This window comes from Amycolatopsis sp., assembly GCF_025464955.1.
Lineage (GTDB): Bacteria > Actinomycetota > Actinomycetes > Mycobacteriales > Pseudonocardiaceae > Amycolatopsis.
Map to the genome: position 1 here is coordinate 135,659 of NZ_JAODNM010000117.1, position 11,566 is coordinate 147,224.

Consider the following 11,566-nt stretch of genomic DNA (forward strand, 5'->3'; position numbering starts at 1 on the left):
GTGAGATGACAAACTGGCAACAGCAAGCGACCGGTGACTCTCGAGCAGAGACAGGGGCTGGATTTGAGCGACGGGCACGCCAACGAACCGACCGACGGCAGTGTGGCCGCCCTGCTGTCGGCCGCCGCCCGTGCCTGGCCTGATTCCGACGCGCTGGTGGAAGCCGCGTCCGGCGCCAGCCTGACGTGGGCGCAGTTCGACGCCGCCGCGTATGGCCTGGCCAGCCGGTTGCTCGAGGCCGGAGTCGAACCGGGCGACCGCGTCGCGGTGCGGCTGCCGACGTCGCCGGACTTCGCGGTGACGCTGTTCGGTGTGATGCGGGCCGGCGGGATCGCGGTGCCGATCTCGCCGCAGTCGCCTGGGCCGGAGCTCCACGAACTGCTCGAACACAGCGGCGCTCGACTCGTCGTCGAGCGGGAACCGTCCGCGGACCTGCCCGCCAATGTGACATCTGTCGCACCAAGTGTCTCGCCGGGCGAACCCGTCGACGTCGGCCGCGGCGGAGAAGACATCGCGGTCATCTCGTACACGTCCGGTACCACCGGCCCGCCGCGCGGCGTGATGCTCTCGCACCGCGCGCTGCTCGCGAACATTCGGCAGCTGAGCGAAATCAAGCCGCCGGTGCTGGAGCGGTCCGACCGCGTCCTGATCACGATCCCGCTCTTCCACGTCTACGGGCTCGGCCCCGGGCTCCTGCAGTCCACCGCGCTGGGCGCGATGATCGTGCTCGCCGAACGTTTCGACGCGCAGCGCGCGCTGGAGGCCTGCGCGAAGTACCGCGTGACGTCGATCGCCGGCGTGCCCGCGATGTACGCCGAGTTCGCGGCGCTGCCCGCCCAGGAGCTCGGCGCCGGTCTGTCGAGCATCCGGCGGCTGACCTCCGGCGCGGCCCCGCTGCACCCGAAGGTGCTTGCCGCGATCCGTGAGGCCACCGGGCTCGGGGTGTTCGAGGGTTATGGCCTGACCGAGTGCGCGCCCGTGGTCACCACGACGATGGTGACCGGCTACCCCAAGCCGGGCTCGGTCGGCAGCCCGCTGCCCGGCGTCGAGGTGCGGCTGGTGGACAGCGACGGCCTCGCGGCCCCGGTCGAACTCGACCCCACCGACCTCGACGACATGTTCGAGGAGGAACACGGCGGCACCGGCCTGGTCTCGATCCGCGGGGACAACCTGTTCTCCGGTTACTGGCCCGACGGCGCGCACGGTCCGGACGCCGAGGGCTGGTTCCGCACCGGTGACGTCGGCTACCTCGACGTCGACGGGGACCTGCACCTGGTCGACCGCGCGAACGACCTGATCATCGTGAACGGCTTCAACGTCTTCCCGCACGAGGTCGAGAACGTCATCGGCCTGCTGCCAGAGGTCGCCGAGGCGGCTGTCGTCGGCGTGGTCGACGAGCGCAGCGGTGAGGCCGTGAAGGCTGTCGTGGTTCCGGTCGTCGGCGCCTCGCTGTCCGAGCAGCAGGTCGTCGAGCACTGCGCGGCCCGCTTGGCCGGCTACAAGGTGCCGCAGACTGTCGAGTTCGCCGAGTCGCTGCCGCATTCGGCCACAGGCAAGCTCCGCCGGCTCAGGCTGCGCTGACAGGCGGTTCGTTCATGGTTGCGGTTTGTTGGAGAACGCGGTCCAGAGATCGACGGCCTGTTCGAGATCGAGCGCGGCGACCTTCTCCGGAGGAATGTCCGCGGTATGGATGAGCCGCTGAGCAAGCCAATCGGGAACGGGCTCGGCGCGCGGCTCCTCCTCGACGGTCACCCGCCCCGCCAGCCGGCCCAACCTGTCGATCACGTCGGCGAGACGCTGGAGGGCGGGGTTGTGGGCGACCGCGTCCGCTGCCCGCGACGTCGCCTCCGCGTAGACCTGGGCGTCCGACCTGGCCCCGACGCACCAGACCTCGCAGATCTCGACCGAACCGTGCTCGGTGAGGCGGTAGACGACACGCCAGTGGTTGCGACCGACCACCAGTTTGCGAAAACCGGTGAGCTTCCCGCCCAGCGGGTAGCCGGCCTCCGGATCGTCGAGCAGGATCAGGATCTTCTTCAGGACCTTGGGTACGACGTCCGGCCCGAGCCTGCGCAGGTCGTCGACGGCCGCGTCGGTGAAAGCGATCTCCGTCATCTTCTATTCGTCGTCCTCGATGGCGGCGACCGACTCTCGTGTGTGCCCGAAGGCGGTCAGGACGTCGTCGAAGGAAGTGCGCCGCCCGGTGTCGGTGGCCGAACGAGCGAGCACGAGCGCCAAATCCCGGAGATCGTCGGCAGCCTCTTCGATCTCGGTCAGGCGTCGAACGCCGACTACGGCGGCCACCGGGAGATGGTGTCGAGTGACTACGAGATCTTCGCCGTGCTCGGCGTCGGAGACCAGGCCAGCCACGCCGCGCTTGGTCGCCTCCGTGACCGTCAGTTCGTGAACGTCCCGAAAAACTGCCATGGCAAAACTGTACAGAATTATGCTCAGATTTTCCAGCTGCGCGGCTCCGGCTGTGCTGAGAGGATCGTTCCATGTCGCACCAGGTGACCGTGATGACCCGGCAGGGCTGCTCGGGTTGTGTGAAGGCGGAGCAAGACGTCGAGCGCATCTGCGCCGAACTAGGGGTGGAGTGGACCACCGCCGACGTCGACAGCGACCCGGAGTGGCGCGGCGAGTACGGCGACCGCGTGCCGGTGATCCTCATCGACGGGGACGAGCACGGGTACTGGTCGGTCGAAGAGGACAGATTCCGCAAGGCGCTCGCCGACGCCTGAATCGACTGTGCTCGGCAACACAACTGGGTGAGCCGTAAGGCACTCGTAAGGGTCAACCGCCAATCGGTGGAGGCTTTCGCTCCGAAGATAGGAGTGTGACCACCGAAGTGAAAGACCTTCCGCCGAGCAAGCCCGCCGCGGCCCCCCGGCTGCCGAAACTGCTCGCGGCCCTGATCGGCATCACCGCGCTCGCCGCGGCGCTGGCCGCCGGCCAACTGGTCGCCGGGTTCGTCGGCATCAACGCGTCGCCGTTCATCGCCGTGGCGAACACGGTCATCGACAAGAGCCCCCTGGGCCTGGTGAAGTTCGCCGAGCAGACGCTGGGCAGCAACGACAAGCTGTACCTCAAGATCGGCATGGCCGTGGTGATCGTCCTCATCGCCGCGGTTGCCGGCCTGCTGTCGCGGCGGAAACCGCTGATCGGCCAGATCGTCTTCGCGGTGTTCGGCGTACTCGGTGTGCTGGCCGTGTACAACCGCTCGGACCTGGGTCAGGTCGGCGTGCTCGCGCCGGTGGTCTGCCTGGTCGTCGGGGTGCTGGTCTTCAACTGGCTCTTCCGGATGCTGCTGCCGGAGTCGTTCAAGGCCTCGGTGGCTCCCGGTTCCTCCGAAGACCCGAACCGCCGCAAGTTCCTGCTCACCAGTGCCGGTGTGCTCGCGGGGTCCGCGGTGGCCGGGGTCGCCGGCCAGCTCATCGGCAACAGCAAGAACGCGGAAGGCTCACGGGCCGCCGTCGGCAAGCTCGTGCCCGCGCGCACGGCACCGGCCATTCCCGCCGACGCCGACTTCGCGAAGCTCGGCACCCCGCCGTTCATCACCCCGGCGGCCGACTTCTACCGCGTCGACACCGCGTTCGTCATTCCTCAGGTCCGCACTGAGGACTGGAGCCTGAAGATCCACGGGATGGTCGACCGGGAAGTCACCTTCAACTACTCGGACATCCGGAACCGGCCGCTCGTCGAGCGCACGGTGACGCTGACCTGCGTATCCAACGAGGTCGGCGGGCCGTACACCTCGACGGCCAGCTTCGTCGGCGTCGACCTGGCGGACCTCCTGAACGAGGCCGGCGTCAAAGCCGGTGCCGAGCAGCTGTTCGCCACCAGCGTCGACGGGTGGAACGCCGGGAGCCCGATCGAAGCGGTGCTGGACCCCAAGCGCGGCGCGATGCTCGCGATCGGCGCCAACGGCGACCCGCTGCCCATCGAGCACGGCTTCCCGGCGCGGATCGTGATCCCCGGGCTCTATGGGTACGTGTCGGCGACGAAGTGGGTCACCGACCTCAACGTGACGACCTGGCAGGCCAACCAGGCGTACTGGCTCAAGCGCGGCTGGAGCGAGCAAGGTCCGATCAAGACCGAGTCGCGGATCGACAGTCCGAGCGGGTTCGCGAACGTCTCCCACGGCAAGGTGCGGGTCGCTGGCACGGCGTGGGCGCAGCACACTGGAATCGCCAAGGTCGAGGTGCGGGTGGACCAGGGGCCCTGGCAGACGGCGACGCTGTCGGCCGAGGTCAACAAGGACACCTGGCGCATGTGGTGGACCGAGGTGGACGTGCCCACCGGGACGCACCAGGTCTTCGTCCGCGCGACCGATCAGTCCGGCTACACGCAGACCTCGGATCGTGCCGGAACCGTCCCGAACGGCGCCACCGGCTGGCATTCCGTCACGCTCACCAGTGCGTGACCTGCGGTTCAGGCGATCTTGAAAACATTCTTCGAATAACTCGTCCGAGTGGCAATCCGCTTCCGGTTCGGCGGCGAATAACCCATGACAAGCGAGTTTTCCGGGCGTCGTCCCGAATTCGAAGGAGTGGTTTTCAGTGAAGAACATTCGAGGCGTCGCCGGAATCGGAATCGCGGCTGTCGCGGTATTGGCTCTCGCGGCTTGCAGCAGCAATGACACGCCCGCTGCCAGCTCGAGCAGCCCTGCCCCGGCTCCCGCGCCGGCCAGCTCTTCCTCGGCCGCCACGTCAGCCGGCGACGGTGTCACCACCAACGCCGACGTGTTCGGCCCGGCTTGTTCCGGTCTTCCCCAGGGCGACGCCCCGGGTGGCCTGAACGCCATGGGCTCCCAGCCCGTCGCCTCCGCCGCGTCGACGAACCCGCTGCTCAAGACCCTGGTCGCGGCCGTCCAGGCGACGAACCTGGTCGACCCGCTGAACAGTGCGCCGTCCATCACGGTGTTCGCCCCGGCCGACGCGGCCTTCACCGCCCTCGGCGCCGACAAGGTCGCCGCGCTGGTCAAGGACCCGGCCACGCTGGCCCCGATCCTCAAGTACCACGTCGTCCCGACGCGCTATGACGCCAAGGGTCTCATCGCGGCCGGCAGCGTCCCGACCCTTGACGGCGACACCGCCGGCACGCTGAAGATCGGTGGCACCGCGGACGCCCCGACCGTCAACGGAAACCCGGTCCTCTGCGGCAACATCCCCACCAAGAACGCGACCGTCTTCGTTATCGGCAAGGTACTGACCCCCGGCACCAACAAATCCTGATTCTGCACCCGAACAATTCGCGAACCGCCCGGACGCAACCGCGTTCCGGGCGTTTTCGCTGCCCTTTTTCTGGTGATTTTCAAGATTGAGGTAGTCATGCGGTGCTTGGGTTTGCCGCCCTCCTGCGGGTTATGACGTAAGCGCGGCCGGCACGTGTGCGAGCGACCGTGGAGGTAGTCGAGAGCCGGCTCGACGCGGTCAAGCTGGATACGACCGGGTTCCCAACAGATGACTTCGTCGGTTCGGAACCGGTCTCTGTGGTTTTCCCCAGTGTCACCTCTGCGAGTGTGCCGCTCGTCATGCCGCCGACCTGTGACTTTGTGCCTGCGTTCACAAGTGGCTACCGTAGTGGGGTCGCTTCCGCGGCGGACCGGTATCGAACCGGAACCCCGCCGCTGGGTCAAGAGCCAGTTTTGTACAGCAGGTAGAAGTGGTGTTCGGCGAGCAGTTTCGGTGAGGAGAGCCAGCGTGGTGGCACAGCGAGGCCGTCGTAACGGAGCTGCCGCCGCGCCCAAGTCGCTCCCGGGGACACCGCTGACACCCGACGCCGACAACGCGCCGACAGCCGAGATGGCCGCCGTGCCGACGAACGGCCACGCGCCCGAAGGCGGCGTTCGCGCGAAGTCGATTCCCGAGGCCGCTGTCGCTCGGCTCGCCGTGTACCTGCGGGTCCTGTCCGCGCTCGCCGAGCAGGGCGGGACGACGGTCTCCAGCGAGGAGCTGTCCGTCACGGCCGGGGTCAACTCGGCAAAGCTGCGCAAGGACCTGTCCTACCTCGGTTCCTACGGCACCCGCGGCGTCGGTTACGACGTCCAGGTGCTCATCGACGAGATCGAGCGCATCCTCGGCCTGACCCGCAAGCACAAGGTCGCCGTGGTCGGCATCGGAAACCTCGGCCACGCGCTGGCCAACTACGGCGGCTTCCCCGGCCGCGGCTTCCCGGTCGAGGCGCTGTTCGACCTCGATCCGGACCTGATCGGCGTCCCGGTCGGCGGCCTGCCGGTGTCCCACCTCGACGACATCCCGGCCATCTGCGCCGAGCGGGAGATCTCCATCGGGGTCATCGCGACCCCGCCCACCGCCGCCCAGTCGGTCTGCGACCGGCTCGTCGCCGGCGGTGTCCAGTGCATTCTCAACTTCGCGCCGGTGGTGCTCCAGGTGCCGGCGCATATCGAGGTCCGCAAGGTCGACCTGGCGGTCGAGCTGCAGATCCTGTCGTTCCACGTCGCGCGCCGGGCCGACGAGGAGCTCAGTAACCATGGCAGTGGCAACGGATTGGTGGTCGGTTGATGAGCATCCTCGCGGTGGGCCTTTCCCACCGGAGCGCCGAGATGACTACCCTGGAGCGCGCTGCCGTTCCGGCCGGTGAGCTGCCGAAGCTGCTGCACCAGCTGCAGCAGGCCCCGCACATCAGCGAGGCCATGGCGATCTCGACGTGCAACCGCATCGAGGTCTACGCGGTCGTCGAGACCTTCCACGGCGGGCTCAACGACGTTTCCGAGATCCTCGCCGCGCAGGCGGGCATGGAGTCCGGAGACCTCAACGACAGTCTCTATGTGCACTACGCGGGTGCCGCGGTCGAGCACATGTTCTCGGTCGCGTCTGGCCTCGACTCGATGGTCGTCGGCGAGACGCAGATCCTCGGCCAGGTCCGGACGTCGTATGCCGACGCGCGCGAAGCGGGCACGGTCGGCCGCACCCTCCACGAGCTGGTCCAGACCACGCTGCGGGTCGGCAAGCGGGTCCACACCGAGACCGGGCTCGACAGGCTGGGCGCGTCGGTCGTCTCACAGGCACTCGCGGAAGTCCCTGACATCACCGGGAAGCACGCGCTGATCGTCGGTGCGGGTTCCATGGGCGCGCTGACGGCGAGCCAGCTCCGCAAGGCGGGCATCGGCGAGATCACCGTCGTCAACCGCACCGCCAGCAACGCGCACAGGCTCGCGGAATCCCTTGTCGCACAAGGTGTCTCCGCTCGAGCCGTGCCGATGGACGAGCTCTCCACGGCGCTGTCCGCGGCAGACGTCGCTATCGCGTGCACCGGCGCGCACGCCCCGGTACTGCTCCGCGAACACGTGCTTCCGCGCACCAAACCGCTGGTCATCTGCGACCTCGGGCTCCCGCACGACGTCGACAAGTCCGTCACCGAGCTCGACGGCATCGCGCTGGTGGACCTGGAGACCGTCCGCCGCCGGATGGACGAGGTCGCGGCCGGCACCGGCGGCACCAGCTCCGCCAAGCAGACAGCCAAGGCCAACGGCATCGTGCTCGACGAGGTGCGCGAGTACCTCGCCGGCCAGCGCAGCGCCGAAGTCACCCCCACGGTGACAGCCCTGCGCCGCCGCGCCGCCGAGGTCGTCGACGCCGAGTTGCTGCGCCTCGACCACCGCCTCCCCGAGCTGGACGGCTCCGTGCGGGAAGAAGTCGGCCGTACGGTCCGCCGGGTCGTCGACAAACTGCTTCACGCGCCGACGGTGCGGGTCAAGCAATTGGCCGCCGAGACGGACGACACCGACTACGCCAACGCTCTTCGCGAACTGTTCTGCCTGGACCCCCAGGCACCCGCGGTCGTCGCGAGCCCGTCGGCCACTGCGAAAGAAGAGAAGTGACCAGGACAATCCGCATCGGTACCCGCGGCAGCAAGCTCGCGCTCGCGCAGACCGGGACCATCGCCGACGCACTGCGCAAGGCCGGCCAGGAAGTCGAACTCGTCACAGTGTCGACGGCGGGCGATCGCTCCAGCGCGCCGATCCCGACTATCGGCGTCGGGGTCTTCACCTCCGCGCTGCGAGACGCGCTGCTGGCCGAAGAGGTCGACGTCATCGTGCACTCGTACAAGGACCTTCCGACCGCGCCGCACGAGGGAATCGTGCTGGCCGCGGTGCCGCTGCGAGAGGACCCGCGGGACGCGCTGATCGCCCGCGACGGCCTCACCCTGGGTGAGCTGCCCGCCGGTTCGAGGGTCGGCACCGGCTCCCCGCGGCGCACCGCCCAGCTGCGCGCGCTCGGCCTCGGTTTGGAAATCGTGCCGATCCGAGGCAATATCGACACCCGCATGCGCAAGGTCACCGACGGCGAGCTCGACGCCGTCGTCCTCGCGCGTGCCGGACTGGTGCGGATCGGCCGGGGCGACGCCATCACGGAGACCCTCGACCCGATCCAGATGCTGCCCGCACCCGCACAGGGCGCGCTGGCGGTGGAATGCCGGGCCACCGATGTGGACGTCGAACACCTGCTCCACGCCACGCTGGACGACGAGACGACCAGGGCCGCGGTGACCGCCGAACGGGCACTGCTCGCCGCGCTCGAAGCCGGGTGCAGCGCGCCGGTCGGCGCACTCGCCGAGGTGGTCGAAGACCTCGACGCCGATGGCGCGATCGTCGTGCGGATCTCGCTGCGCGGCACCGCCGCCGTCGAGGGCGAGGGCGACGAGGTCGACATGGTGCGCGCGATCGCGCTCGCCGACCTCGCGGACGCGGAGCAGCTCGGCCGGACACTGGCCGCCGAGCTGCTGGACCTCGGCGCCGGAGCACTTTCCGGCACCGGCAGCACGAACCAGTAACAGCACCTAGAACCAGCTCGACAGGAAATCCGGCCGGCGGCCAGCCAGCCGAATAAGAGGAGAAACTGCAACGATGACCCCCGCGCGAAAGAGCACAGGGCGCGTCGCCTTCGTGGGCTCGGGCCCCGGTGACGCAGGACTGCTGACAGTCCGTGCCCAGGAGCTGCTTGCCAAGGCCGAGGTCGTGGTGACCGACCCCGACGTTCCCGCCGGCGTACTGGCACTGGCCAACGACAAGGCCGAAGTCCGGCCCGCCGTCGGCGAGCCCGCCGACGTGGCCAAGGACCTCACCGCCGAAGCCAAGAACGGCAAGCTGGTGCTGCGGCTCATCGCCGGTGACCCGCTGACCCAGCCCGCCGTCGTCGCCGAGGTGCAGGCCGTGTCCCGCACCAGCGCCGTGTTCGACATCATCCCCGGCGTCTCGCCCGGCGCGGCCGTTCCGGCGTACGCCGGGGTCGCGCTCGGTGGCACGCACACCGAGGTCGACGTCCGCGGTGACGTCGACTGGGCCGGGCTGGCCTCCATCCCGGGCACGCTCGTCCTGCACGCGACGTCCAGCCACCTCGCCGAAGCGGCGTCGCGGCTGGTCGAGCACGGGATGACCCCGCAGACCCCGGTCGCGGTGACCTCCAACGGCACCATCAACACCCAGCGCACGATCGACACCACGCTGGCGTCGGTCTCGCAGGACGCGGGCGAGCTCGTCGGTCCGCTCGTGGTCACCGTCGGCCAGGCGGCCGGGCAGCGCTCGAAGCTGTCGTGGTGGGAGTCGCGCGCGCTGTACGGCTGGAAGGTCCTGGTGCCGCGCACCAAGGAGCAGGCGGGCGAGATGGCGGAGCGGCTTCGCGGCCACGGCGCCACGTCGCACGAGGTGCCGACCATTTCGGTCGAGCCGCCGCGCAGCCCCGCCCAGATGGAGCGCTCGGTCAAGGGCCTCGTCGACGGCCGCTACCAGTGGATCGTGTTCACCTCCACCAACGCCGTCCGCGCGGTGTGGGAGAAGTTCGAGGAGTTCGGGCTCGACGCCCGCGCGTTCTCCGGCGTGAAGATCGCCTGTGTCGGCGAATCGACCGCGGCGAAGGTGCGCTCCTTCGGCATCCTGCCCGAGCTGATCCCGACCGGCGAGCAGTCGAGCGAAGGCCTGCTGGCCGAGTTCCCGCCGTACGACGACGTGCTCGACCCCGTCGACCGCGTGCTGCTGCCCCGGGCGGACATCGCCACCGAGACGCTGTCGGCCGGGCTGCGTGAGCGCGGCTGGGAAATCGACGACGTGACGGCGTACCGGACGGTCCGCGCCGCGCCGCCGCCCGCCGACACCCGCGAGATGATCAAGACCGGCGGGTTCGACGCGGTCTGCTTCACCTCGTCCTCGACCGTACGGAACCTCGTCGGCATCGCCGGCAAGCCGCACACCCGCACGCTGGTCGCGTGCATCGGCCCGAAGACCGCGGAAACCGCCGTGGAGTTCGGGCTCCGGGTCGACGTCCAGCCCGAGAAGGCCGACGTCCCGTCCCTGGTCGACGCGCTCGCCGAGCACGCCGCCCGCCTCCGGGCCGAGGGCGCACTGCCCCCGCCCCGCAAGGCGAAGCGCGCCCGCCGCAGCTGATCGCCGCGCCCAAGCGCAAAGTGCCCTCCCTTAGCCGCTAAGGGAGGGCACTTTTGTACCTTTGTGCCCTCCTTGAGCGTTCAACGAGGGCACTTTGGTACAAAAGTGCCCTCTCTTGCGGTCGAGAGAGGGCACAAAAGTGGAAGAGTGCCAGCGGCGTATCCTCAAAGTGTGTTCCCTGAGCATCGTCCCCGTAGGTTGCGTACCACTCCCGCGATGCGTCGCCTGGTGGGTGAGACCACGCTGCGGCCGCGGCAGTTGATCCTGCCGATGTTCGTCGCGGAAGGCGCCGACGCGCCCCGCTCCATTTCGAGCATGCCCGGAGTGGTCCAGCACACGCGCGACTCGCTGCGCAAGGCCGCCGTCGAGGCGGTCCGGGCGGGCGTCGGCGGGCTGATGATCTTCGGTGTCCCCGAAAAACGGGACGCCGTGGGCTCCGGAGCCATCGACGAGAACGGCATCCTCAACGTCGCCCTGCGCGACCTTCGGGCCGAGCTCGGTGACTCCACGGTCCTGATGGCTGACACCTGCCTCGACGAGTTCACCGATCACGGCCACTGCGGCGTCCTCGACGCCGACGGCGGGGTCGACAACGACGCCACTCTGCGCGTCTACGCCGAGATGGGTGTCGCGCAGGCCGAAGCCGGCGCACACCTGCTGGGCCCGAGCGGCATGATGGACGGCCAGGTCGGCGTCATCCGCAGCGCGCTCGACCAGGCCGGGCTCACGGAAATCGGCATCCTCGCCTACTCCGCGAAGTACGCCAGCGCGTTCTACGGCCCGTTCCGCGAGGCCGTCGATTCGCAGCTCAAGGGCGACCGCAAGACCTACCAGCAGGACCCGGGCAACGCGCGTGAGGCGCTGCACGAGGTCGAGCTGGACATCGCCGAGGGCGCGGACATGATCATGATCAAGCCTGCACTGTCCTATTTGGACGTGATCAGGGCCGCCGCCGACATGTCCCCGGTTCCCGTTGCGGCGTACAACATCTCCGGTGAGTACGCGATGGTCGAAGCGGCCGCGGCCAACGGCTGGCTCGACCGCGAGCGCACCATCCTCGAGGTCCTCACCTCGATCCGCCGCGCCGGCGCGGACATGATCCTGACCTACTGGGCCGCCGAAGCCGCCCCCTGGCTCGACTGACGCGGGCCCGGCTCGTGAGCG

At 69.1% G+C, this 11,566-nt stretch carries 11 protein-coding genes; 9 read left to right on the forward strand and 2 right to left on the reverse strand.

Features of this window, described 5'->3' with window-relative positions; genetic code table 11:
* The first annotated feature begins 102 nt into the window (after positions 1–102).
* Positions 103–1,581 carry an AMP-binding protein gene (locus JWQ81_RS28400; RefSeq protein WP_297546423.1) on the forward strand — a complete coding sequence of 493 codons (1,479 nt, stop codon included), beginning with the start codon at positions 103–105 and terminating at the stop codon, positions 1,579–1,581.
* Positions 1,582–1,593: 12 nt separating this feature from the next.
* Here the strand turns inward: JWQ81_RS28400 and JWQ81_RS28405 are convergent, their stop codons facing one another.
* Both JWQ81_RS28405 and JWQ81_RS28410 read right to left on the reverse strand, forming a co-directional pair.
* Positions 1,594–2,115 carry a type II toxin-antitoxin system RelE/ParE family toxin gene (locus JWQ81_RS28405; RefSeq protein ID WP_297546263.1) on the reverse strand — a complete coding sequence of 174 codons (522 nt, stop codon included), beginning with the start codon at positions 2,113–2,115 and terminating at the stop codon, positions 1,594–1,596.
* Positions 2,116–2,118: 3 nt separating this feature from the next.
* The gene (locus JWQ81_RS28410) at positions 2,119–2,427 is read right to left on the reverse strand and encodes a type II toxin-antitoxin system prevent-host-death family antitoxin (protein WP_297546265.1); all 309 of its coding nucleotides are present in this window, start codon (positions 2,425–2,427) and stop codon (positions 2,119–2,121) included.
* Between the two features lie 71 nt (positions 2,428–2,498).
* On the opposite strand from JWQ81_RS28410, the gene JWQ81_RS28415 reads away from it, so the two are divergent.
* From JWQ81_RS28415 to hemB, 8 genes are all read left to right on the forward strand, one after another.
* A complete protein-coding gene (locus tag JWQ81_RS28415; RefSeq protein WP_297546275.1) occupies positions 2,499–2,741 on the forward strand; it encodes a glutaredoxin family protein in 243 nt (80 codons plus the stop codon).
* 179 nt (positions 2,742–2,920) lie between these two features.
* Entirely contained in the window at positions 2,921–4,423 is a 1,503-nt protein-coding gene (locus tag JWQ81_RS28420) for a molybdopterin-dependent oxidoreductase (RefSeq protein ID WP_297546424.1), read from the forward strand.
* 136 nt (positions 4,424–4,559) lie between these two features.
* Positions 4,560–5,234 carry a fasciclin domain-containing protein gene (locus JWQ81_RS28425; RefSeq protein ID WP_297546278.1) on the forward strand — a complete coding sequence of 225 codons (675 nt, stop codon included), beginning with the start codon at positions 4,560–4,562 and terminating at the stop codon, positions 5,232–5,234.
* Between the two features lie 468 nt (positions 5,235–5,702).
* Positions 5,703–6,524 (forward strand): redox-sensing transcriptional repressor Rex, encoded by an 822-nt coding sequence (locus tag JWQ81_RS28430; protein WP_297546280.1) that lies wholly within the window; start codon positions 5,703–5,705, stop codon positions 6,522–6,524.
* Positions 6,524–7,843 carry a glutamyl-tRNA reductase gene (locus tag JWQ81_RS28435; protein WP_297546281.1) on the forward strand — a complete coding sequence of 440 codons (1,320 nt, stop codon included), beginning with the start codon at positions 6,524–6,526 and terminating at the stop codon, positions 7,841–7,843. Before JWQ81_RS28430 ends, JWQ81_RS28435 begins: the two co-directional genes overlap by 1 nt.
* Positions 7,840–8,796: a hydroxymethylbilane synthase gene (gene hemC / locus JWQ81_RS28440; RefSeq protein ID WP_297546282.1), complete on the forward strand. Its 957-nt coding sequence runs from the start codon at positions 7,840–7,842 to the stop codon at positions 8,794–8,796. Before JWQ81_RS28435 ends, hemC begins: the two co-directional genes overlap by 4 nt.
* 73 nt (positions 8,797–8,869) lie before the next feature.
* The gene (locus tag JWQ81_RS28445) at positions 8,870–10,402 is read left to right on the forward strand and encodes a bifunctional uroporphyrinogen-III C-methyltransferase/uroporphyrinogen-III synthase (RefSeq protein ID WP_297546283.1); all 1,533 of its coding nucleotides are present in this window, start codon (positions 8,870–8,872) and stop codon (positions 10,400–10,402) included.
* A 171-nt stretch (positions 10,403–10,573) separates the two neighbouring features.
* Positions 10,574–11,545, forward strand: coding sequence for a porphobilinogen synthase (hemB, locus tag JWQ81_RS28450; RefSeq protein ID WP_297546284.1), 972 nt, complete (start codon positions 10,574–10,576; stop codon positions 11,543–11,545).
* The last annotated feature ends 21 nt before the right edge of the window (positions 11,546–11,566 follow it).